This window comes from Microbulbifer maximicatervae (SeqCode), assembly GCF_052467225.1.
Genome location: NZ_CP174303.1, coordinates 3,561,984 through 3,585,166, shown reverse-complemented (window position 1 = coordinate 3,585,166; position 23,183 = coordinate 3,561,984). Strand labels below are relative to the sequence as shown.

General features: G+C 49.2%; 17 protein-coding genes. 9 read left to right on the top strand and 8 right to left on the bottom strand.

Going from position 1 to position 23,183, the window contains the following annotated elements:
• Positions 1–64 precede the first annotated feature (64 nt).
• From ACJJIZ_RS15675 to ACJJIZ_RS15665, 3 genes are read left to right on the top strand one after another with little or no spacing between them, the layout of a single operon-like run.
• The gene (locus tag ACJJIZ_RS15675) at positions 65–796 is read left to right on the top strand and encodes a DUF599 domain-containing protein (protein WP_108733516.1); all 732 of its coding nucleotides are present in this window, start codon (positions 65–67) and stop codon (positions 794–796) included.
• Positions 783–1,118, top strand: coding sequence for a nucleotide pyrophosphohydrolase (locus ACJJIZ_RS15670; protein WP_444914035.1), 336 nt, complete (start codon positions 783–785; stop codon positions 1,116–1,118). The genes ACJJIZ_RS15675 and ACJJIZ_RS15670 overlap by 14 nt, the downstream gene beginning before the upstream one ends.
• Positions 1,111–1,902 (top strand): methyltransferase, encoded by a 792-nt coding sequence (locus ACJJIZ_RS15665; protein ID WP_444914034.1) that lies wholly within the window; start codon positions 1,111–1,113, stop codon positions 1,900–1,902. The genes ACJJIZ_RS15670 and ACJJIZ_RS15665 overlap by 8 nt, the downstream gene beginning before the upstream one ends.
• Here the strand turns inward: ACJJIZ_RS15665 and ACJJIZ_RS15660 are convergent.
• On the bottom strand, positions 1,899–2,408 hold the full coding sequence (locus ACJJIZ_RS15660; protein ID WP_413662336.1) for a DnaJ domain-containing protein: 510 nt from the start codon (positions 2,406–2,408) through the stop codon (positions 1,899–1,901). The two genes, ACJJIZ_RS15665 and ACJJIZ_RS15660, sit on opposite strands and share 4 nt — an antisense overlap.
• 157 nt (positions 2,409–2,565) lie before the next feature.
• Here ACJJIZ_RS15660 and msrA point away from each other — a divergent pair, with 157 nt between their 5' ends.
• Positions 2,566–3,189, top strand: a complete 624-nt coding sequence (msrA, locus tag ACJJIZ_RS15655) for a peptide-methionine (S)-S-oxide reductase MsrA (protein WP_444914033.1) — start codon at positions 2,566–2,568, stop codon at positions 3,187–3,189.
• A gap of 359 nt (positions 3,190–3,548) precedes the next feature.
• Positions 3,549–4,184, top strand: a complete 636-nt coding sequence (locus ACJJIZ_RS15650) for a YopT-type cysteine protease domain-containing protein (RefSeq protein WP_444914032.1) — start codon at positions 3,549–3,551, stop codon at positions 4,182–4,184.
• 451 nt (positions 4,185–4,635) lie between these two features.
• Here ACJJIZ_RS15650 and ACJJIZ_RS15645 read toward each other — a convergent pair whose 3' ends face one another.
• The 6 genes from ACJJIZ_RS15645 to ACJJIZ_RS15620 form a co-directional block, all read right to left on the bottom strand.
• Positions 4,636–5,370 carry a class I SAM-dependent methyltransferase gene (locus ACJJIZ_RS15645; RefSeq protein WP_444914031.1) on the bottom strand — a complete coding sequence of 245 codons (735 nt, stop codon included), beginning with the start codon at positions 5,368–5,370 and terminating at the stop codon, positions 4,636–4,638.
• Positions 5,371–6,698: 1,328 nt separating this feature from the next.
• Complete coding sequence (locus ACJJIZ_RS15640) at positions 6,699–7,928, bottom strand: PDZ domain-containing protein (RefSeq protein ID WP_444914030.1); 1,230 nt, start codon at positions 7,926–7,928, stop codon at positions 6,699–6,701.
• A 261-nt stretch (positions 7,929–8,189) separates the two neighbouring features.
• Positions 8,190–9,788 (bottom strand): PQQ-dependent sugar dehydrogenase, encoded by a 1,599-nt coding sequence (locus tag ACJJIZ_RS15635; RefSeq protein WP_444914029.1) that lies wholly within the window; start codon positions 9,786–9,788, stop codon positions 8,190–8,192.
• Positions 9,789–10,725: 937 nt separating this feature from the next.
• Positions 10,726–11,556 (bottom strand): sulfurtransferase, encoded by an 831-nt coding sequence (locus tag ACJJIZ_RS15630; RefSeq protein WP_444914028.1) that lies wholly within the window; start codon positions 11,554–11,556, stop codon positions 10,726–10,728.
• Between the two features lie 59 nt (positions 11,557–11,615).
• Positions 11,616–13,268, bottom strand: a complete 1,653-nt coding sequence (locus ACJJIZ_RS15625; protein WP_444914027.1) for an alpha/beta hydrolase — start codon at positions 13,266–13,268, stop codon at positions 11,616–11,618.
• 60 nt (positions 13,269–13,328) lie between these two features.
• On the bottom strand, positions 13,329–13,946 hold the full coding sequence (locus ACJJIZ_RS15620) for a trimeric intracellular cation channel family protein (RefSeq protein ID WP_413662328.1): 618 nt from the start codon (positions 13,944–13,946) through the stop codon (positions 13,329–13,331).
• Positions 13,947–14,161: 215 nt separating this feature from the next.
• On the opposite strand from ACJJIZ_RS15620, the gene ACJJIZ_RS15615 reads away from it, so the two are divergent.
• The gene (locus ACJJIZ_RS15615; RefSeq protein WP_282932535.1) at positions 14,162–15,061 is read left to right on the top strand and encodes an EamA family transporter; all 900 of its coding nucleotides are present in this window, start codon (positions 14,162–14,164) and stop codon (positions 15,059–15,061) included.
• Between the two features lie 412 nt (positions 15,062–15,473).
• On the opposite strand, the gene ACJJIZ_RS15610 is transcribed toward ACJJIZ_RS15615, so the two are convergent.
• A complete protein-coding gene (locus ACJJIZ_RS15610) occupies positions 15,474–16,658 on the bottom strand; it encodes an acyl-CoA dehydrogenase (protein WP_282932536.1) in 1,185 nt (394 codons plus the stop codon).
• Between the two features lie 320 nt (positions 16,659–16,978).
• Here ACJJIZ_RS15610 and ACJJIZ_RS15605 point away from each other — a divergent pair, with 320 nt between their 5' ends.
• Genes ACJJIZ_RS15605 through ACJJIZ_RS15595 form a run of 3 tightly spaced genes read left to right on the top strand, consistent with a single transcriptional unit; the run spans position 16,979 to position 22,804 of the window.
• The gene (locus ACJJIZ_RS15605; RefSeq protein ID WP_444914026.1) at positions 16,979–18,415 is read left to right on the top strand and encodes an efflux transporter outer membrane subunit; all 1,437 of its coding nucleotides are present in this window, start codon (positions 16,979–16,981) and stop codon (positions 18,413–18,415) included.
• The gene (locus ACJJIZ_RS15600; protein WP_444914025.1) at positions 18,415–19,653 is read left to right on the top strand and encodes an efflux RND transporter periplasmic adaptor subunit; all 1,239 of its coding nucleotides are present in this window, start codon (positions 18,415–18,417) and stop codon (positions 19,651–19,653) included. The genes ACJJIZ_RS15605 and ACJJIZ_RS15600 overlap by 1 nt, the downstream gene beginning before the upstream one ends.
• Positions 19,646–22,804 carry an efflux RND transporter permease subunit gene (locus ACJJIZ_RS15595; protein ID WP_444914024.1) on the top strand — a complete coding sequence of 1,053 codons (3,159 nt, stop codon included), beginning with the start codon at positions 19,646–19,648 and terminating at the stop codon, positions 22,802–22,804. Before ACJJIZ_RS15600 ends, ACJJIZ_RS15595 begins: the two co-directional genes overlap by 8 nt.
• The last annotated feature ends 379 nt before the right edge of the window (positions 22,805–23,183 follow it).

Genomic DNA, 23,183 nt, shown 5'->3' with positions numbered 1-23,183 from the left:
AGGGCGAAGACTTCGCTTGCCGAAGCTACGGCATAAATGTAGACGAACACGGAGATATTAGAGGTTGTCCTGGTTGGATATTGCCAGTGTCATTGGCTTTTTTATCACATGGGTGGGTTACACTGTTTTTGCGCGAAAAAAAGCCAAAGAAACCTGGTGCCTTACTTCATCGCTTCAGTGGTACCGCGTTGAATGGATGATGCGTATGCTCGATAGGGATATGCGCATGGCGGATACCGCTATTCTCAGTAACCTGGAGCGGGTCATTGGTTTTTTTGCCTCCACCAGCATTCTTATCCTGGCGGGTTTAGTGACGGCTTTGACGGCGAACAAGGCCGCCATCGAAGTGCTCACCAGTTTGCCTTTTGCGGAGCCCACCACCGTTGAGCAGTTTGAACTCAAGGTGATGTTGCTGATCCTGATTTTTATCTTCGCCTTTTTCAATTTTACCTGGTCACTGCGCCAGTACTCCTTCGCCAATGTGCTCATTGGTGCAGCACCGCCGCCGGAAACCGGTGATCTATCTGAGGAAGAGCGACGCCGGTTTGCCATCAGTACAGCCAAGGTGATCGACCATGCGGGCCACAGTTACAACTACGGTCTGCGCTCTTATTATTTCTCAATGTCAGTGCTGGGCTGGTTTATCCACCCAATCCTGTTTGTTGCCGGCTATCTGTTTGTTGTCTGTGTTTTATACAGGCGTGAGTTTCTGTCCCGCGCACTGAATTCAATTTTGGCGGCCCGGGAGGGCGGGCTGGAGCGCCAGCAGAGGAAAAAATTTGATGAAAGACCGTGAAATCCTGGCGGCTTTTGATGAAGTCGCTGAAATGCGCGGCTGGCAGTCACTGCATACTCCAAAAAACCTGTCCATGGCGCTATCTGTGGAAGTTGCAGAGTTAGGGCGACACTTTCAATGGTGCAGCGATAAAGATATCCAGAATCTAATGGCAGGCGACAAGGCCGAGCAAGTTGCCGCTGAACTGGCGGATATTCAGATGTACTTGAGCAAACTGGCAGCTGTACTGGGGGTTGATATGGAAGAGGCGCTACAGCGCAAATTCGCTGAGAACCGCCGCCGATGCAATGAGGCTTTGCAAGGTGAGGGCTCCGATGGGTGACAGCCTGCATAAAGATCGAAACTTTGACGATCTCGCTCACCGTTTTCGCAACCGTATCTATGGCGGCCTTAAAGGGGATATCCGCCTGGCAGTGCTCAACCGGGATCTGGCGCCGCTGTTGGGGAGCGAGCAGCGCACTCTAAAAATCGTTGACGCTGGGGGTGGCCAGGGCCACTTTGCCATGGATCTGGCTGAGGCTGGGCACGAGGTTTTTCTCGCAGATATTTCTGCGCAGATGCTTGAACTCGCAGATGCGGAAATTCGCCAGCGCCATCTGCAAAAGCAAATGACCTTGCTGCATAAACCCCTACAAGAACTGCCGCAAATAGAAGCGTTAAAGGACGCAGACCTGGTAATTTGTCACGCTGTGCTGGAATGGTTGGAACAGCCGCAACAGGCATTGCAGCAGCTGCGCAGCCTGTTAAAGCCTGGAGGGCATCTTTCGCTCACTTTCTACAATCGGCGTGCCCTTGAGTTCCGTCTATTACAGCGGGGCAGCTTTCGCCAGCTGGACCGCAATATTGAAGGGGATAACTGGGGTGGCCACCCTGGCAGCCTCACTCCACAGAATCCACTTTTGCCGGAATGGGTGGAAGACTGGTTGACCGAAGCGGGCTTTTCCGTAGCTTGTCACAGCGGCATCCGCTGCTTCCACGATTTTATGACGCCATCAATCCGGGAAAAGTTGCCCGCGTCGGCCATTGTGGAAAAGGAGCTTGAATACTCCCAGGTGGACCCCTATCGGCAATTGGCCAGGTATATCCACCTGCTTTGTAAGGTTTAACCAAGAATGCTCAGTAGCAACTCCTTGGCGGCGTTGATACGCGATGCCAGGTAATCGTTGCCGCCGCGATCTGGGTGGAGTTTTTGGATTAATTTGCGGTGTGCACTAATGATTTCATCTCTTCCAGCATCGGCATCAACGCCAAGGATACGGCGCGCTTCGTGTTCCGAGAGTGGCGGGCCCTCGCTGTTGTGTGGCGGCGGATGTTGAGTGGCCCCTGGATTTGGGCGCCGGTTTGAATACTTTTCAAACAGTGGCATCAACCAGGGTAAATAACGGGAGAGCTGACCGAGCAAACGGCCCAACACCGGAAGAATGAGCACGAGCGCCGCTCCTACCCAATGCAGGCGCCCGGTGATAGCCAGCACAACCACTATTGCGGCGACGCCGGCGATACAGGCCATAAAAATCTGCTTGCGCCGCTCCTGCGGTGAGCTAGATTTGATTTTTTGCCAGAGATACCAGGCACCGATGGCGATTAAAATCAGTAAGATTAAGCGCGCCAATGACGACTCCTTATAGTGTTGATCTGCCAATGTTTGTTCTGCGTATCATAGAGTCCTCTTAACTACTTGATTCGCGGATTAATATTACTTGATCTGGGAGGATAAGCGCCTTAGAGCTATCCTGACAAAAGAAAATACCTGCACTTGAGAAAACAGTATGCAATACGACAAATTTCAGATACCCGATGCGGACCAGGTGCTGCCCGGTCGGCCCCAGCCGATGGAGATCAGTGGCACCCACTTTGTAAATGGCAACACCATTAAAGAGCCATTCCCTGAGCACCTGGAAGTCGCCATTTTTGGTATGGGATGCTTCTGGGGCGCAGAGCATGTGTTCTGGGATACGGATGGTGTGTTTGCCACTGCCGTTGGCTACACCGATGGAGCCACTGAAAACCCGAACTACGATGAAGTCTGCACCGGCCGTACCGGGCACGCGGAGGTGGTGAAAGTAATCTTTGATCCCAAAAAGGTGAGCTACGCAGAACTCCTACGAATCTTTTGGGATCACCATGACCCAACCCAGGGTATGCGCCAGGGTAACGATATCGGCTCCCAGTACCGTTCCTGTGTTTTCTGCCTGAACGAAGGCCAGAAACAGGAGGCGGAAGCGAGCAGGGCGGCTGTGCAGGAAGCGTTGGACGCCAAAGATCGTGGGTCAATCACCACCGAAATTAGCATGGCTCAACCGTTCTACTACGCCGAGGAGTACCACCAGCAATATATGGCTAAGAATGAAGACGCGGTTTGCCCTATTCTTCGCAACCCTATGTACGACTAAAAATTGTTAGATTGCAGAAGCAGGCGGCGCGGTGAGTGCTGCCTGTTGTTGTGACGCTGAACACAGTCAATTCCCCTCCACTTTTCTGTCTTTTTCCTGCCTTCTCTGAATTTGTTTCCCTGTATTTGGTTGTCATTAAATTATGACCAAAATCTAAAAACTTGCGCCCAAATCATAAAGTCGGCGGTGGGTCTGGCGCGTAAAGTTCCAACTCCTGCGTCGGGGAAAAGAACCCTTGAGCCTCACTTTCACCTTGAGCAGAAGTGGTTGCGGTTAATAAGGGGATTTCACTCTATCCGCGTAGTTATTCATAGGCTCCTTAAGTACAGAGTCACAATAATTTATTCGTAGGACCTTTTATGTACAGCGTTTACTCTATGGCGCGCCAGTTGGATGGAGTATGTACTTGGGATTTTTCCCAATCATTTCCTGTTTTGAATATCCGACAGATTGCTGGCAGTGGAATCTGTTTGTCGTTGGCTTCACACTGGATTAAGTATCATGCTTATGACGACTCTTTAGTAAATCACTTGGGTGGCGTTTGGGATCAGCGAAGATTTATCCCTTTCAATATGGGGAAATACCAACGAATAGCGGCACAACAGCAAGCCTGGGTGCAAAGTGCCAACTGGCGAGCTTCTCATAGGGCCTGGTTGCTTTTAAATCGGTTGAGAGTGCTTTCTTCAGCTACCGGAAGATCAAACAGGGATTCCTTGCGACAGCGGCTTAAACAGATTAATGGCGCCTATGCGTTGATTGAAATGTGCTCTAGTCGAGACCAGAGTCAGGGCGCTCATGCGGTAGCTGCTTGGGTTGGTGCTCAGTCATTTGGCGGGCAAAAGCAGGGTGCCTGTTTCTTTGATCCGAACTTTGGGGAGTTTTGGTTTGAAGATAAAGAGGATTTTTACTTCTTCTTTCACTTGGTCAGTAATATGCATTATCGGGCGGAACATAAATTCGATTTATGGAAGATCGATCGAATTTGGAAGGTGTGATTACATTCTTGCTGACTTTGTATGGCAGTTTATCACGCGTATGAATTTCTAATGACGATTTTCACAAAGTTATCAAATATGTAGCCTCATGGGCATCCGGAGTAAAACTTTTTATTTAAGGTCAGGTTCACTTATGCTAATCAGTGATTGAGTTTTTCTAACCCGAAATATAGTTGTGATACTCTATGTTGGCCTTGCTTACTAGTTACAATCTAGTTAATGCAAGGCCCGGTTAGTATTTATCGTTACCCTCAAAACTTTCATACTACTTCCCTCTTAGCTCATATCAAGGACTGCTATATCCTTATGTTGCTAAGCATTTCTGTAAGGTCTTGAAAATTACGCAGATAAGGATATTTAACCTGCTGGGTGTTTAGATAAAACCTACAAAAATTATACAGTGGACCATATCGCAGGCACAGGCGGAGCAATGGTCCATTCTATAAAATTCCTAGCTCTTTACGCCATAGTACCTATAGCTTCTAAAGCCTTTTCCTGAAGAATCATATTTTTCTACTTTTTTTACTGAAAGGCCATGGTCATTAAGCACACCCAGTATGCGCTGTTTGGCAAGTACATGAACTTCCATGACCCCATTTCGTCCATACTTTACTCTTCTGACAATGTTTAAAATGCGGTTGCTAACCAGAAAGTGAACCCAGCCGACGGGTACAGTAAGGTCGTGCTTAGAGGGGGTTTGAAAAACGAGCACTCCGCCAGGGCGGAGTACTCGGCAAAACTCTTTGATAAATGAAATTTGCTGTTTTGGGGGCATGTGCTGCAAGACAATATTACTATACAAAAAATCAATAGAGCAGTCTGAAATTACTGAAAGATCGCAGGCCGTATTATGAATGAATTGTATATTTAAATAGTTGCGATGTTGAACTTTGGCCTCGGCAATCATTGAGCTTGAGATGTCAATTCCAACTACCTTTTCAAAGCTTCTGGATAAAGCTCGACTAAGTCTCCCTACACCACACCCAAAGTCCAGAGCGGTACCCCCTTGTAGCTCCATATTGTTCTGCCGAAGGTTTTCGAAAACCTGACCTATCTCCTTTTCTCCTGTTTCGAAGAAAGTCTTCTTATCCCATTTTCCATTTTTTTTCGAGGGATTTGAGAGAACAGCCCAATATGGATCGCAAGCTCCTAAATTTTCCCACTGTTCTTTGTGTCGATTGTTCATATATATCTACTTTTCCATCCCCAAGTGTGTATGTCCATTTTGCATGTGGTGTTACACACATTCTTAATGTGCTCTCTCTAGAGAGATCACAGGTAAAATTATGAGAGCATAATTTTAATGATGTATTGATTTCTGATTTGTTTTCCTTAAATTATTGAGGCTCTCATTACCTGAAACTCTCTTGAGGCTTTTGACGTCGAATGGTTGAGGTTAAGTGCCATCTATTCCTTTGCATGCTCAATTACCCTCCTTACTAATGTTGCTCGTTATTTACCTGGCGACAAGGCGACTAGTTTTCAAAGCAGTCCATAAGCTGTTTATTTGGAATTCAACGTAGAGAGAAGGGTGGCTTTTTAGCGGCATTAGGCTTAACTCATCCTAGTTGCAGGGTTTATTAAAGTGTGATTGCAAGTAAATGAGCCTTTCTGTGTCAAGGATATAATTTTGTGACCCCTTTGGTAGACCTGGAGAAACCTTGCCTATGGTGACTGTAGCCTGAACAGTGGGTTGAATATAGATTTTCTCTAATATCATGAGGCTTGTGTTGAGTTGGTTGCACACAGAAAGTTTTGCTTCTTCAGTGCTCCCGGGAACAAAGAATAATGTGATTTTGTTGTAGCCAAGTGCATTAGTCGAAGTGTTTTCCGCTATTTTATGAATATCAAATGATACAATGGGGGTGGTAATGCGTAAAGAAATAGTAACTTTTTAGTTGGTATGATTGGTGATTTAATATTTTTGATGGGTGTGGACATAATTTGACCGCCCGCCTAAATCATGTGTTTGTACCAATTACTAAGCTTGCTAAATAAAAAATATTTTCCTGTGCTAGTTTTGATGTGGTTGATTTCGTATGAAGATAAGATGTCCAGCGCGACCAGCGAATATGAATATGTGGTAAGTGCACGAATTGAAGCGTAATAGAGTGCGCTCCTCTGCTGGAGGGCTGTTCTTGTACCTAAACTTTTTATAGTTGTAATGACTTATTTTTTTGGGTGGATTATTCAGTTTGCAAGTGATGGATTGGTTGATGCGCATATTTATAAGGCTTGGTGATTATTTGTAGGAGAGCCAGGAATATTAAGTGTGATCTGTTACGCAGGAAGAATATTTAATAGTTAATGGGTGAAAGCGTTGGTGGAGTGTGGGAGGGCTCTAAAGGTGAACACTATCCGGTCTTTACTAAAAGTTAGGCTTATCTTGCCAATAGCAGGAATGTAGCCCGTTTTGAAGAGGGCTACATCGTAGGGTATTTTTCTGTTTTTTTTGATGTTTCTCTATCAGTTTTGGTGCAAGGAGAGGTCGAAATTATGGAAAAGCTATTTCTCTCAATTATCGTTGCTTGAAATGCACTCTAGTGTGTCCCAGTAGTCATAGGCCTTCCTGAGCGCGCCCTCATAAACAATAAAACCTTCCTGGTTTAGAAGATAAAATACTGGTGAATACTCAAGATCTAGGGATTTAGAAATCGAACTTTCCGGATCATATAGGAGTTCAAAAGGAACGCCATTATTGATGAGTTTTTCCTCATTTTCGTAGCGCCATTCTTCTCCTTCTTCTTTTTTAGGAGAATCCAAAATGACGTGCATAGGAGCAATTTTATCGGAAATATATTCAAACATACTTCCATAACAGCCTAGTGCATCATTGTAAGGCCCATTACCTCGATAGAATGGCATCACGCAAACGGGTAAAAGTTGACTGGCATCTAGTCTCGCCAATGACTCAGTAAGAGAGGTGGTACCTCCGCTACCTATATTTTCAAGAATATAGCTGCTCGGAAATTCTTTATTTATCCATTTATACCTCTTGGGAGCTGGATCAAATCCTTTCAGGTAAGTTTCTTGAGAGATTCTCTCAAACTCACCAGCATTGCTTCTATCTGAGGCTAACAGCCAGTGTTCAATACCTTCCTTATCCCCCCTAAGTTCACACCACTTAGAGGCATAAAAATAGGCTATGGCATGCTCAAATGTTTCATAGCTTGATAGTTGATTGTCGATGAAGTCAGAAATTAGATGGATACCTTCTTCTTCCCTGTTTGTTTCAAAAAGTGATGCACCTTTATAAAGCATTCCAGCATTTTTCCCGAAATTCTTAAATGCTTTTCTAATTATTCGGCTAATACTTGTGTCTGAATATGTGGCCTCGCTTGCTTCAAGCAGTCTCTCCCAATCTCTGCGTTTCCATAGCAAGCGAAATCCCTCCCAGCCAGGGAAGCTGCCAGTCTTTAACTCCTTTAGGATATAATTTGAACTCGGCTCAGTAATAACCCCGAGAGGGACTGGGGATGCTTTGACATTTAATATTGTGTGATCACCGCGTGAATAAAAGCGGTAATTCACAGTTCCTCTACCGTAGGTTAAGTCAATTTCATCTTGAGCTATCAATGGTTCCCCATTGAAGCTGAGGATAAAGTCACCCTTCTTTAATCCAATACTATCTGCAGGGGAATTTTTTGCTACATTGACAATAATACTAGCGTTTGAGTTGTCAATGTCGCCTATGACTTTTTGGGTTTCTTTTTTGTATTCCCATTTTGTGGGTGAACTAATCAAGGTCTTAAACTCCCTTTTGCTGCAATTTTTTTCAAAAGTGTATATTGTTACTGTTCTGTTAAGTTGGTATAGCTGCCCAAAGGCAAAGGTTCATAGTTGCCTGTTATTGTCAAGTTTAACTGATTTCCTAAGGTGCTTTTTCCGAATGCCAAAGGGTTGCATTTCTTAGTGTCGCGTATATTTTATGTTGTTCGCAATAAGAAATGCAGACCCTGGGTTTATGGTTATATCTTCGCTTCTCTTAGGTGTTCGCGGAAACAGTTAGTCAAAAATAGACTTAATGCTATTGATCAATTGTTGTTTTTGTTCTTTGCTCATTGTGGATGATGGAGGCATTGGGCGAACCGGGTTGAATAGCGCTAGTTCGATATTCATGACTCCATCTGTAGGCTTAAGCCAGCCGCTGGTGTTGTTTAACAGCTTTTCCGGTGATTTAGCTATATCTTCATGGCATGAGGCGCAGTGTTCAATTAGGGTATTTTTAAGGTTCGGGTGCTTGTCCAAAATTGTGGCCATAGTTTCAGCTTCAATGTTATCGTCGCCAGTAATAGGCTCTTCACTTATATATGACTCTCCAGCAGCAAGCCTTAAAATAGCTTTATTTTTGTCATCGACGATTAATAATGTTTCATCCATAAGCATAACTAAGCCCACCGGTGCGCCTTCGGGGCGAAGGTTATCTACCTGATTCCAGTTAGTGATAATTTCGATGTGTTGAGCTTGTTGTGACATTCCCCCCTGGGGGGCAAATGGATGGCGTGTCCACTCTGTGCTTGGCGCGATAGGATCACGGTTAAACCATGCTTTGTCGGTTAAAACGGGTAGCCCATTATGATTGATATCATAGGCAACCAACCGATTACCTACCACACGGTACCCATGCCAGCTCATTAAAAGTCTATTATTTAGCGCTGGTATTTTACTGGATTGGCTATATAGCATATCTAGTGGGGCGACATGGGGAGGCAGAAGTGTATAGGGAGGGTGGTAGTTCTTGACATGGCAACCATTTTTGATTTTGCCTTGATCAAACATTTCATTCAGGCAGTAGGGCCAGCCATAAAATCCATCTTCCCTGATTATATTGATTTCCTCATAGGGCTCATCAGCATCCTTCACATCACTGCTATTTTCTGCCTGTAGTATTACCCCGGAAGAGTGGGCCACCAGGGCCATTGAGTTCCTTAACCCATTTGCAATTTGTCTTCCTGTTGCGGAGTAGCTATCGGTAGAATTTTTATAGCTGTATTGCCAGAGTCCGTTCTCGTCTAGCTCATTACACTTACCATCCGTTATATGATGCTCACACTGGTCAGTTCTTGAGCCAAAGTTAATTAACAGTGAGTTGTCAGGTAGCTGAACGAAATTACTTAAAGGATGCAGCGAATCCTTGTGAGGTAAGTTTCCAATTATTACCTCATCAGAAACAATTTGGTTGTCTACTAACTCTAGCCGACGAATCTGATTAGTCTCTGCCACTAAAATACGTCCCTTGGGGTCCATCTCAATATCGTGAGGCATATTGAGCCCATGCAACAGAGGGGTAACTGTGACATTTCCTTTTAAATGATCATCAGAGGACTCAAGGAGCCAGAGGATTCCCTTACCCTCGGACCATCCGCCCATATCGGTTATAAGGAGACTGCGCTTGCCCAATTGGATCGCTTTACGGGGCTTCTTAAAACCTGAGAACTGACTGACAATCCCAATACAGGTTCCTTTGATGCTACCTACAGCAACTTTAGGGAATCCATCGCAACTGCTATTTAAAGGTAAGTAATTACCCGAAAAACAAATGGAAGGGAATAATATGCTTAAAAATGACAGATACTTCAAGAATATACTACGCGTGTTATTCATATCACATAACGCTTAATGCACTTGCTACACAACCAGAGTTAGTTAAGGTTGTGACGTCAGGTGCCTTTACTTACTAATTTTAGGGTGCATGCTCTAACCACCACCTTTCTTCTGAATGATGTAAAGCTATGCTTTCCTGTATCTCACGATTAATCTCCTTATGATTGAGATCTATAGATATTAGAATCTGGCAAGGCAAACACAGTTGTTTCAATTTCCAGCCAGTTCTTCCCATAAGCTGATGCCGACAATAATTGGTGCGCAAGTATCAGTTCGGGTTACTCTCCTGAGACCTGTGTAGCCATCTTTTGCCGCTGAAAGCATGATCTATAAATTTTAATGGCATGTTCAAAACGGCTGCATTCTATCATCTGTTAATAGATCTCGGAACTGAGAGGCATGCTAATTTTAGAGGCGTCTGGTAGTTCAATTTGTTGCACAGGCTTGGTGAAAAGAATATTTCATTAGGCTTTTGATAATTGTTCGCAATCTCGAGTGGCGATAAAATATTACAATATCATTGGCAGTATCAAGAGATGCTTGAAGGGAGGCGCAGTGTGGGTTATCCGCTTTGTTCTGCTTGGTGAGGGCTGAGATATTTTCTAATGTATGTACCAAAAGTATTCATTGTAATGAGAAGAATAATTTCACATTTGGTGTGATGGCTATAGCTGCGGATTCTTTTACCAAAGTATTTACGTTAGTCGGCTGAGGATTTTTAGAGTGTGGGCTGAATTTAAATTTAGCTATTATATTTGGGTTTTTCTTCTAGCTTTTTAGAATTGTACTTCCGACCGCTAACCCTCATGCCGGGCTCTGTCTCTTATCTTTTTTGGCCTCGTTACCTTATAGCCATATAGTTTGGACAAGATACGCTGTATCTACTTAAATGAACCCCTTGACAGTTGTGTGTGCTAAGGAGTTCTGATTTTTTCTTTTATTGATGTGCACACCAATCACTCCAACTCCCTGGATAGAGTAGTGAGTCGTGGCGACCAGCTAAATATTGTGCATAGAAATTAACGCAGGCAGTAACTCCGGAGCCGCAGTAATTGAGAAGCGGTTTGCCGTCCGCCAAGTTGCCGAATTGCTCTTTGAGTTCGGGAATAGATTTCACTTTCCCATTGTTTTTGTCAGTTATGTTCTGCCAGGGCTGGTTGATGGCGGTGGGTATATGTCCGGCAATCGGGTCGATAGGCTCTTCAATTCCTTCAAAGCGCTGACTGTCCCGGGCGTCTACTAACTGCCAGGGTGCTTTACCCAGGTTTTGTTTGATAGTCTCGTAATGAACCAAAAGATTTTCTTTTGGTTGTGCGCTGAAGTTTCCTTGCTTGGATCGAGTGGGCTCGCTTGTGTCCAATGCCTCCCCTGCATCGAGCCAGGCTTTTAGACCGCCATTCAGAATGCTGATTTTCTTGTGGCCAAAGAAGAAAAACAGGAACCAGGCACGGGCAGCGAAACCCAGGCGGTTGTCGTCGTAGACGATTACCTGTGTGTCACTATCGACTCCCAGATTGCGAGCGTAGTCCTGGAACTGTGCAGCGCTCGGCATTGGGTGGCGGCCGCCGTAGCGTTGCACAGGGGCAGAGAGGTCACGGTGCAGGCAGGCGTAATGGGCACCGGGAATATGGCCTGCCCGATAGTCCCGCTCACCACTATCGTGATCCGCCAGGCTATAGCGGCAGTCCAATATTACGGGTTCGCCGGTCTTTTTGAGCTCTACCAAATCCGCAACTTCAATCAGGGCAGGGTTGTTGTTGCTCTCCATCGGCCTTTCCTCAATCCTTGATACCGCTTTTGTCGTGTAACTTCAGCTGTTGTTTTTGGTTATTGGCCGCTTTCCGGGGCTGGGACTTCTGCTGCTTGGGGTTCAACGGCCTGTTGTTCGGCTTCTTGCTGGGACTCAGACTCTTCTTCGGTAGAAATCTGGTCTGCCAGCTCTGCTTTGCGGCAAGTCATGGTGGTTTCGGTTTGATCTTCGGCGGGGTTGTCGAGAAAGCGCGCTACAGCCCGCTCCGCGCAGTTGCTTGCGGAAATAATATCGTGAGCCAGGTTGGGAAATAGCAGCCATTGGTGATTCGGTAGCTCTTTGCGTGCGATATCGACATCATCTGCAGCCAGTACCGGATCCAGGCCGCCGTGTAACACTATCACTGGAACTGGGGTGGAGATGGCTTCTGACTCAGTGAGAGGAGCAGAGGGGATTGCCCAGATGCGGCATTGTAGCTGCAGCAAATTTAAATCTGATCGCACGGCCCCGCCGAGAATGCCGGTGTCTGCAGCGTTGGCCCTGGCCTGATCAAAATCGACAAAGGGGGCCTCTTCATAGCAGAAGTGGCTAACGCCGGCTGCATCCCCAAAGTAGGGGTCCAGTACGATCTCCATAAAGTGTGCGATGGCATCCTGGGCCGGCTGTAGCCCTTCATCGCCCTCATTTTCCAGGCCCTCGATCATCTTGGGCAGTTCACTGTAGAAGTTTTCGTTATACAGCGCCTGGAATAGAACTCTCAGCAAGCGCTGTCCAGTAAGCACAAAGGGATAGCTTTGCTTTGAGTAGCGGTGCTTGATCGGAATGGTGCGCGGCTCTTCGTCTAAGGTCTGGATCAGGTTTTCCAATCTGCGGCGCAAATTGGGATAGCGACTGTTACATTTCTCGTCTTCGATGCAATGCTTCAGGCCGCGTTCGTAGGCCGCCAGGGAGTCCTGTGGGAGCTGCTGCGTGTAGACAATATTGGGGAAGACCGCACTGTTAAGCACCAGGGTGCGCACTGACTCTGGGAAGTCGCGGGCCACAGTCAGGGCGTAGCGGGAGGAGTAGGACACCCCGTAGAGATCGAATTTATTGAGCTTGAGGGTTTTTCTCAGCTCTTCTACATCCCTGGCGATCACAGAACTGTTGTACTGGGCCAAGTCGGCACCTTTGCTCAGGCGACTGTAACAGCGCTCCATACTGAAAGAGAAAACACGGGCCTCTTCTTCCGGAGACAGGTTGCGCCGGAAGGCGGTATCGGCATCTTCGATAAACTCGCTGCAAGTGAGGCGTGGCTGGGCCATACCGGTGCCCCTGGGATCTATAACAAACAGATCCCGGCCGTCTTCTACTGTCATGGCGGCATAGTTAAGCCACAACCAATCGCTGGCGTTCTCGGGCTCTAACCCCATGCTGGCTCCGGGGCCTCCGGCGCCTAGATGGAGTAGGGGGATTTTCTTGGGATCGGGGTTTGTGGCGCGGAAGCGTACGACCGGAAAGCGGATTTTGCGCTTTTCTGGGTGGGCATAATTTTCCGGCACCTCCATCATGAAACACTGGGTGAAAGGCCAGGTTTCATCGGTTTTGAACCAGCAGGGCTTTGCTACCAGGCGAGCGTATTGTTTTTGCGGGGATTGACCGGTTTGGGCAGAGTCTGTCGAGCGCTCACAGGCTCCAATCACCATGGAAAAGAGAATGATGAGGAGTATGCGCAATCGGGCTTTTTGCACTTAGATTATTCCTGTGACTGCTATTAAGTATTGGTTTATGGTTCCAGGCCTGTGAGCGGGTCAGTGCTTGCCGAAGCGTGCCACTGGCGCGGAGATATTCCAGCGCAATGCCGCGAGGCGAATCGCTAAGGTCACAAATACAGCAATAGCCACCACCAGCTCATGGGGTAGCCACCCTACATTGTCCAATGCAACGAGTATGGCTGTCCCAGTAAGGGCAGCGGTGGCATAGATCTCTCGCCGGAGTAAAAGTGGAATGTCACCGGACAGCACATCCCGAATCACCCCGCCAAAAGTACCGGTCATTACGCCGAGCACGATTGCGATGGTCGCGGAATAGCCCAGTTCAAGTACTTTCTGGGTTCCGAGCACCACAAAAACGGCGAGTCCAATGGCATCTGCCACCATTAGCAGGCGCATAGGGACCTTTAGATAGCGTATCAGGTAAAAGCTTACTACACCGGTAATTGAGGCGATCCACAGGTAATAGGTGTGCTCAAGCCAGAATACAGGGACGTTGAGAATAATGTCCCGGGCGGTGCCGCCGCCAATAGAGGTGACGCAGGCGAGTACCACGGCACCAAATAAATCCATCTGTTTGTGGCCGGCGGCGAGTACGCCGCTGAAGGCAAAGACCGCGATACCGATCAATTCAAACCAGTGCAGCAGCTCATCCATATCATCGTTACATCCAGAGATTGGCGGGCAGGGGAGAATAGCACTTCTGTCTACGCAAAGGGAATTGAGCAGCGATCTACTGGTGAGAAGTGTGAGGCGCCGCAATAGATGGGTACCAGGGAGCTATTGAAACAATGACAAAGGGCCCATTAGGCGCAGAAGACTAATGGAGGCTGCTACCCTTTGGTTACGTCCATTGTTCACTGGCTGTAGAGATGCCGTATAAAAGCATACTGTTGGCTTTGCTGGCAGTCTCAATTTTTGGACTGAATTACCCGATAACCAAGGTGGCGCTGGCCGACTTCCCGCCAATGTTATTGGCTTCGGTTCGCTTCACGCTCGTCGCTGTTCCTCTGGTTTTCTTTTGTCCATTCCCCAAGACCTCGATCCTCAATGTTGTTGCGCTCGGCTTCTTCTTAGAGTTTCTCTCTCTGGGGTTGATGTACTACGCCATGAAGGCTGACATTCAAGCGGGTGTAGCGTCATTGCTAATGCAGTCACAGGTGCCATTCACCCTATTGCTATTCGCAATGCTGTTTGGCGATAAGATAAATATGCAGCAATGCTTGGGTTTGGTAATAGCGGCTGTAGGGTTCTCGGTATTCTTCTACTATGCCGATAAAGGTGGGTCGACAACGATAGTGGGATTTATTCTTATCATGGGGGCGGGGCTGTCTTGGGCGATAGCGAATATTGTATTCCGCAGGATGCCAGGAGTTAACTTACTTCATTTAATGGTTTGGGCTTCATTGGTGCCGCCGGTACCTCTTTTGGTCTTGTCGATATTTTATGAGAGCCATACTCCCTGGGTTTTCTTTTTCCAGGCGCATACGGCCAGTTGGTTTTCAATTGTTTACCAAGTGTGCATGGTGACATTGGTTGGTTATATTTTATGGGGTGATTTAATTCGTCGCTATTCCTCTGCCTGCGTTTCACCATTTGGGTTGCTGGTTCCTATTGTGGGAATAATCGGCTCATCAATTATCCTTGGTGAATATCTTACATTTGTCGAGTGGGTAGCGACTTTTGTCGTGTTGCTGGGTATTGCTCTTTGTGTAGTGAAATTAAATGATCGAAATCCGGGGCAGGAGATTGTTGATGTGGAGGGAAGTTAGGGGAGGGGTAATAATTTTATTCAGCTTGTTGGGCTCTCTGTTTGGGCTTTCCGCGCTTTTCAAAACTTCCTTTTTATACCTTTATTGAGAGTTTAATAATTGCTGAGGGCTGTCTTTACTTGTTTCGCGGTTCGATGGTGCGTAAATGGTCACAGTGAGTTTTGGCCTGCTCTCAAATTATTTTTACTTTAAATCCAAACGTTTTTTTCGGTGCAGTACTTTGCTTGGTGTGGGTAATAATTTAATACTGCTCCACAGTCTATGCGCCGCCTTTTTGCGTGATTATTCCGAACTTTAGTTTAATGCTTTTGTGCTACCAACCTGGGGGGCGAGGTAGATGTAAGGAGATAAGAAGTGATGGGATAAGGGCGATGCCCACGGAAAATACCGTGAGCATCGAACTAGGCGTGTTTTACACGAATGCTTGCAGGCCGGTCTGGGCGCGGCCGAGGATCAATGCGTGTACGTCGTGGGTACCTTCGTAGGTATTTACAGCTTCCAGGTTCATCACGTGGCGAATTACGTGGAATTCGTCGGAGATGCCGTTGCCGCCGTGCATATCGCGAGCAATACGGGCGATATCCAGTGCCTTACCACAGTTGTTGCGCTTAACCAGGGAAATCATGGTGGGGTCGAACTGCTTGTTCTCATCCATGATGCGACCTACGCGCAGGGAGGCTTGCAGGCCCAGGGTAATTTCGGTCTGCATGTCCGCCAATTTCTTCTGGAACAGCTGGGTTTGAGCCAGAGGGCGGTTGAACTGGGTGCGGTCCAGGCCGTACTGGCGAGCGGCGTGCCAGCAGAACTCACCGGCACCCATGGCGCCCCAGGAGATACCGTAACGAGCGCGGTTCAGGCAGCCGAAGGGGCCGCGCAGTCCGCCAATTTCCGGGAATTTGTTTTCTTCCGGAACGAACACATTGTCCATCACGATCTCACCGGTAATGGAGGCGCGCAGTGAGAACTTGCCTTCGATCTTCGGTGCGGAGAGGCCTTCCATACCCTTGTCCAGCACGAAGCCGCGAATAATATCGTCGTCATCTTTCGCCCAAACAACGAAAACGTCGGCGATTGGGCTGTTGGTGATCCACATCTTGGAGCCGCTGATGCGGTAGCCGCCATCGACTTTCTTAGCGCGGGTTTTCATGCCGCCGGGATCGGAACCCGCATCGGGCTCGGTCAGGCCGAAACAGCCAACCCATTCGCCGGATGCCAGCTTCGGCAGGTACTTCTGCTTCTGCTCTTCGCTGCCGTAAGCGTAAATCGGGTGCATAACCAGGCTGGACTGAACGCTCATGGCGGACCGGTAGCCGGAGTCAACGCGTTCAACTTCGCGCGCCACCAGGCCGTAGGAAACGTAGTTGAGACCGGCGCAGCCGTAGCCTTCGATGGTGGAACCGAGCAGGCCCAATTCACCCATCTCGTTCATGATTTCACGATCGAAGATTTCGTGGCGGTTACCCTCGAGAACTCTGGGCATCAGTTTGCTTTGGCAGTACTCACGTGCCGTGTCGCGCACCATGCGCTCTTCGTCGGTCAGCTGTTGGTCCAGCAGCAAAATATCGTCCCAATGGGCGAGTGGCTGATGTTTACTCATGGTTTGTCTCTTCTACTTCCGTTATTAATTCCACCGGAGCGTCCAAGGGGGCCGGCTGAAGAAGGCCGAGCACCTTTGTACAGAGGGGAGACTTTTTGGATAAGCTCCGCGTCAAACCCCGATGACTATTCAGTTTAGTGTGCCGCATCATACCGAAGTAGTCGGTTTTCGGCACTCCTGCGGGCAGCAATTTTTTGCCTGATTTTACGTATGCTTTGTAAACAAGAGTAAAACGCATTGCGAGCGATTTTGGGGGGCGGATAATGCACGCAATAAATCTCTATTTTTTACGATTAAACGTTTAATTTCGGTGATATTCCTTGTCCTTTTACCGTATTTTGGCAATTTGTGTTCCGCTGCTTGTCAGCTGTAGTTCGCAGCCAATTGAGACCATTCAACCCGATGAAAATTTAGGGTTACCAGAATCTTTTCGTGCATCGGGTACCGTCGCACCGAGTTTGCGCTGGTGGCGAGATTTGGAAGATCCGCAGTTGGATAATTTGGTACAGCTGGCGCTGAAAGATAATCCGGATATTCAGGCTACCTATTGGCGATTGGAGCAGGCCGCAGCCACTGCGCGGGGAGCGCGATCGGGCCTTTGGCCAAGACTGACCGCCAGTATTGAAAATACTGAGCAGCGCTACTCTTCCGGTGAGTTCACCGACCCCTCTGCGGAGGGCAATAGTTGGAGTACCCGTATCGCCGCCAGCTATGAAGTGGACCTTTGGGGGCGGGTCCGTGCCGGTGCCAGTGCAGCAGAGGCGGCTTACCTGGCCCAGGAACAGAATTTACAGACGGCAGCCCTGACCCTGGCGAGCGAGGTGGCAGCTACCTGGTTGGAGTTGCGGGAGCAGTGGGGGCAGCGGGATTTGCTGCAACAACAGCTGGAGATCAATCGCAAAAGCCTGAAGGTTCTGGAACTGCGCTTTGGTCGCGGCGTCTCAGGTGCAGCCGATGTTTTGCAGCAACAGCAGCTGGTCCAGCAGTCACAGCAGGAACTGGATGAGGCGGAAGCGGATGCCGAAACTCTAAGAGTACAGTTAGCGGTGCTCTTGGGTATCAATGTCGAGGAACTTAGCAGGATTATTCACGAACAGGCCGGGTTGCCGGCATTACCAGCCCTGCCAGAGACCGGCGTGCCATCGCAATTGTTATTGCGCCGCCCGGATGTCGTTGAGGCGCAGCGAGACCTTTTACAGGGCTATCACTTAGCCGATGAGGCCTGGGCCGATCGACTGCCCGTATTTAGTTTGTCTGCGGTAGCCAGCAATGGCACCAGTTTAATTAGCGATGTGACTGAAAACTGGCTTTTGGCCATTGCAGCCTCCATTGAGGGGGTGATTTTTGATGGTGGCGCCCTGGCATCGGCCCGGGAGCAACAGGACGCCGTTCTGCAGGAGCGCTGGGCGCTCTACCGCAGTGCAGTTAATGAAGCCTTGTCTGAAGTAGAGCAGGCCTTGATTCGAGAGAGCCTGATCGAGCAGAGACTCAACCATCTACGTGAGCGTGAGCGTCTCGCAGACCTTTTGGCTCTGCGCCAAAGCCGCGCCTATGCGCGGGGAACCATCGACTTCCTCAATGTGTTGACCGCGACGAGTGAACAACAGAGTTTGGCGCGACAAATCTTGTCTGCCGAGCGCGAACTGATTGAAAACCGAGTAGTACTTTACCGCGCGCTTTCCGGCGGGATCCCCCAGGCGGATCTTCCAGCCCCCGAGCCAGTGGATTTGGAGTTGTACCTGGAGGGAAATAACTGATGTTGCAGAAATTCAATTGGCGCCTGCTGATCCCCATAGTGTTGGTGGTGTTGGCATTCCTGGCCTTCAACTGGATGATGCGGGAAAAACCGTCGGTCAGTCGCGGTGAACGCAAATCACCTCCTCCGACAGTCGATGTAGCTGTTGCTGAGCAGGGTCGTTTTCCTGTAACCCTGAGCGCGCTGGGTAAAGTGAGTGCCCGTGAGTTAGCGGAGTTGGAGCCCCAGGTACAGGGGCAGGTGCAATGGCTCGACTATGATCTGGGCCCCGGAGCCGTAATGCCAAAAGGGCAGGTGCTGTTGCGTATTGATCAGGAGCCCTACCAGTTGGCCCTGATGACTGCCCAGAGTGCCCTCGCCGAACGCCGTGCTGAATTGCAGCAGGAGCAAGGACAGCAGCAAGTTGCTCAAGAGGAATACGAGCTTCTTGGCACAGCCTTGTCTGGAACGGATAAGGCTCTGGTGTTGCGCGAGCCTCAGAGAGCAGCAGCAGAGGCGGCAGTAAAATCCGCAGAGGCAAATGTGGCCTTGGCTAAACGCGATCTTCGGCTTACCGAGATTCGCGCCCCATTTGATGCCCTGGTAGTTGAGCGTGATACCGACGTCGGTGATCGCGTCTCTCCAGGCGATACTCTCTACAGTCTTGCTAGTGCCGACCGTTTCCAGATAGCCGTTGAGATTCCCGCGTCACAACTGCACCGGCTCGGACGCGGTGATGTTGAAGTTCGAATTTACGGCAGCCAGTGGCCGCAGGGCGTCTACCGCCGCGGTGAGTTTGTCCGGGTTATCCCGGTACTGGAAGAGCAGGGTCGTCTCGCCAGTGTGTTGGTAGAGCTGGAAGACCCGCTTTCCGTACAGGATCCGTCCCAGCCGCAGCTGCTTCTCAACGATCTGGCGAAAGTAGAGATCGTTTCCCAAAGTGAGGATGAGCGTGTGCGAATCCCCCTCACTGCGTTGCAAGACGGCAACAATGTGTGGGTGGTTCGCGAGAACCGCACCACGGTTCTGCCGGTAGAAGTGGCCTATATGAGCGGCGACTTTGCAGTCCTGGAGCAGGGGCTCAGCGGCGGAGAAGCCTTAGTGACGACCCGGTTGGTAACCGTTACTGAAGGCATGCCGGTGCGAATTGCCGGAGACAGTAATCGCCAGCAGCGCCCGCCGATAGATGCGGCTGCCTCTGCGGAACGCCCGCCAAGACGCGGCCCCGGTGGACCCAACGCTGGGGGCGCAGATGACTGAGCAGAATAGATCCAAAGATAAGGTCGATATCCGCACGGGCGCCATCGCCTGGATGGCGCGCAACCACGTAACTGCCAATTTGTTGATGTTGGTCTTCTTGATTGGTGGTTTGATTTTTTCGACCATCGTTAAAAAGGAAGTCTTCCCGGAATTCAGCCTGGATACTGTGAGCGTGTCCATCTCCTATCCCGGTGCCAGCCCTGAGGAGGTCGAGCGCGGTGTACTGGTGGCTGCCGAGCAGGCGGTGCAGGGCTTGGTAGGTATCAAAGAGATGACCGCGAGGGCCAATGAGGGTAGTGCCTCTTTAACCTTGGAGCTGGAAGGCGATGCTGATGCTGCCTTGGTGTACCAGAATATTCAGCAGGCTATCGATTCTGTTACCACCTTCCCCACAGATATTGAGCAGCCCCAGGTTAGTCTGGCCGAGCGCAAACGGGATGTGCTGGATCTGGTATTACACGGCGATCTTACCGAGCACAACCTGCGTGCGTTGGCGATGCAGGTTTACGATAAGCTCGAAGCCCACAGTGGTATTACCCAGCTGGAAGCGCGAGGGATGCGGGACTTGCAAGTGGCGATCGAGATTCGCCGCGATGACCTGCGTCGCTATGGGCTTACCCTGCTGGAAGTGGCAAACATCGTAGAAAATGCAGCGGTAGATATTCCCAGCGGCAGTGTTAAGTCTGATGCAGGGGAGATATTGGTCCGGGTGACTGAGCGCCGCGATTGGGCTCGTGAGTTCGGCGATATTGTTATTGCCCAAGGCATTGGTGGCGGTGCCGTTTATTTAAAGGATGTTGCCAATATCAGCGATGCGCTTGAGGAAGAAGCGCGCAATATGGTGTTTAACGGCGAGCCAGCTATCAGCATCAAGATCTACCGGGTGGGCGACCAGACACCAATGAGTGTCAGTGAGGCTGCCCATGAAGTCGTTGATGAGGTCAGGGCAAGCCTGCCTCCGGGGGTGACCCTGACAGTTCGAGATGACGACTCGGAAATTTTCAAAGCGCGTCTGACCCTGCTGCTGAAGAACGGTTTTATTGGGCTCTTATTAGTATTTGTTGTGCTCGGAGCCTTTCTGGAATTGCGGTTGGCTTTTTGGGTAACACTGGGCATTCCTACCAGCTTCCTGGGGGCATTGCTATTCCTGCCTGGGCTGGATATTTCCATCAGCATGGTAAGTATGTTTGCCTTTATTATCGCCCTTGGAATAGTGGTGGATGATGCAATTATTGCCGGTGAGAATATCCACGAGTGGCGACAAAAAGGCTACAGCAATCTGGAGGCTGCCGTTGCCGGTGCCCGGCAGGTATCGGTGCCGCTCACATTTGCAATCCTGACCAACATTGTCGCCTTCCTTCCATTGATGGCCTTACCCGGCTTTATGGGCAAGATCTTTGGTGTGATTCCCTTTGTGGTGGGCTCGGTATTTATTATTTCCTGGGTGGAAGCCCTGTTTATTTTGCCCGGTCACTTGGCCCACTCTCGTCGCGGTTATAAAAGTCGCCGGGCGCGCCGCTTTGCTGCGCGGCAGAAAATACTGGCGCGGGGATTGGATCGTTTTGTACAGCAGCGCTTTAGACCCTTCCTGGATATATGTATCAAGCACCGTTACACCACTATTGCCGTGGCGGTAGCGGCGCTGCTGGTGGTTGGCGGCTATGCGGCTAGCGGCCGTATGGGCTTCACCTTGATGCCCAGGGTGGAGCGTGACTCCGGTCGCTTTGCCGTCACTTTTCCCACCGGAACGGCTCAATCCCAGCTGGAAAAAGCGCGCTCGCAGATTATTACTGCCGCCGATAGGGTGCTCGAGCAATACGATAAAGAAAAGGTCTTCCTGGGTATTCGCGGTTTGATGGGCGATGACGCGATTATGGTGGACGCTTTCTTTGTTCCCGCAGATGAGCGCCCTTTTTCCACCGGTGAGTTTATTCGCGCCTGGCGCCAGGAAGTGGGGCCCATTGCCGGTGCGCTTAGCGCGACAACAGCTTCTGACCGTGGCGGTCCCGGCGCTGGCTCCTCGTTAACCGTGGAGCTTCGCCATACCGACACGGATACCTTGGAGCAAGCTGCGATACGTTTAGGGGATGAGTTGGAGAAATTCCCCAATGTCAGTGATATCGATCCCGGTATTTCCCTCGGTAAAACCCAGCTGGACCTTACGCTGACTGAAACGGCCAAAAGTTTGGGTATGTCTGCGGAGGATATTGGTCGCCAGTTGAGGGCAGCGTTGTACGGGGCTGAGGCCCTGCGCCAACAGCGCGGCCGGGATCAGGTGAAGGTCATGGTGCGTTTGCCTGAGGATGAGCGGGCCAATATCAATGATGTGAATAGCATTATGATCCGGGCAAGCAATGGACTTTGGATGCCCCTGCCAGATCTGGTAAAAATTGATAAAGGGCGCGCCTATGCCACGATTAATCGCCGGGCGGGCCGCAGGGTTACAACGATTACCGCCAATGTGGAGCCCAGTGACCAAGCGACACTCGTCATTAATGAGCTGAATGAAAGTGTGGTCCCCCAATTGAAAGCTGAATTCCCGGGACTTAGCGTTTCCTATGAGGGACGCCAAGCGGAGGAGCGAGAGGGGTTGGCGAGTTTGGCGATGACCTTTGCCCTTGCGATGGCGGTGCTGTACTTGCTATTGGCAATTCCCTTAAAGAGTTACGTACAGCCGTTGATCGTAATGGTGGCGATACCCTTTGGTGTGATTGGCGCGTTACTTGGCCACTTAGGCATGGGGTATGGACTCAGTATGGTGAGTCTGCTGGGTATGGTGGCACTGGCCGGAGTTGTGATTAACGATACTCTGGTAATGATTGAGTACAGCAATCGTCTCCGAAATGATGGCGCTGATTTGGAAAGCGCTATCAAGGGAGCGGCAGCGCGGCGTTTTCGCCCGATCGTATTGACCACCATAACAACTTTCTGCGGCTTAATGCCGATGATCTTTGAAAGCTCGGTGCAAGCGCGCTTTATGATTCCAATGGCGATCTCGCTGGGCTATGGAATACTCGCAGCCACAGCGATCTCATTGTTATTGGTACCCTGTCTCTATTTAATGATGGGTAAAGATATTCCCCAGTTGTTTGCAAGATTGAAAAATATCATCGCTCGCTTTGGTCGTAGCGGTGCAATCGTACAGAAATAAATTCAATAGTAGCCGGTATCTTCTTACCGGCTTTTTTCCTCAGAAATTTAATTTTATGACTGATATTTAACTATCAGTTTCCAAATTGCGTTTCTATCTCCCTGAATACCACCTTCATTTAATTTTCCTTTATGACCTGGAACTGCGGTAGCTGAAATACTGCTCCAGTTCAATGTTATGAAATTATTTCCCGGCATACTTCCAACTTAGTAACTGATTTTTAAGTAATTCAAATAACAGAAAATTTTGACCAAATTTGAAAGACAGAGAAATGAATTGAAAGTTAGTTTTCGGATTTTAATAAGTATAAAAGGTAATGTTCAGTGTGCAGCTCAATAAACAAACATAACGCCCAGTCCTTAGATTTTGAATCGGGAGA

Excerpts from the sequence above, each read along its gene's own strand:
- ACJJIZ_RS15670 (WP_444914035.1), top strand. The coding sequence starts at position 783 with ATGAAAGACCGTGAAATCCTGGCGGCTTTTGATGAAGTCGCTGAAATG.
- ACJJIZ_RS15665 (WP_444914034.1), top strand. The coding sequence starts at position 1,111 with ATGGGTGACAGCCTGCATAAAGATCGAAACTTTGACGATCTCGCTCAC.
- msrA (WP_444914033.1), top strand. The coding sequence starts at position 2,566 with ATGCAATACGACAAATTTCAGATACCCGATGCGGACCAGGTGCTGCCC.
- ACJJIZ_RS15650 (WP_444914032.1), top strand. The coding sequence starts at position 3,549 with ATGTACAGCGTTTACTCTATGGCGCGCCAGTTGGATGGAGTATGTACT.
- ACJJIZ_RS15645 (WP_444914031.1), bottom strand. The coding sequence starts at position 5,370 with ATGAACAATCGACACAAAGAACAGTGGGAAAATTTAGGAGCTTGCGAT.
- ACJJIZ_RS15635 (WP_444914029.1), bottom strand. The coding sequence starts at position 9,788 with ATGAATAACACGCGTAGTATATTCTTGAAGTATCTGTCATTTTTAAGC.
- ACJJIZ_RS15630 (WP_444914028.1), bottom strand. The coding sequence starts at position 11,556 with ATGGAGAGCAACAACAACCCTGCCCTGATTGAAGTTGCGGATTTGGTA.
- ACJJIZ_RS15620 (WP_413662328.1), bottom strand. The coding sequence starts at position 13,946 with ATGGATGAGCTGCTGCACTGGTTTGAATTGATCGGTATCGCGGTCTTT.
- ACJJIZ_RS15615 (WP_282932535.1), top strand. The coding sequence starts at position 14,162 with ATGCCGTATAAAAGCATACTGTTGGCTTTGCTGGCAGTCTCAATTTTT.
- ACJJIZ_RS15610 (WP_282932536.1), bottom strand. The coding sequence starts at position 16,658 with ATGAGTAAACATCAGCCACTCGCCCATTGGGACGATATTTTGCTGCTG.
- ACJJIZ_RS15600 (WP_444914025.1), top strand. The coding sequence starts at position 18,415 with ATGTTGCAGAAATTCAATTGGCGCCTGCTGATCCCCATAGTGTTGGTG.
- ACJJIZ_RS15595 (WP_444914024.1), top strand. The coding sequence starts at position 19,646 with ATGACTGAGCAGAATAGATCCAAAGATAAGGTCGATATCCGCACGGGC.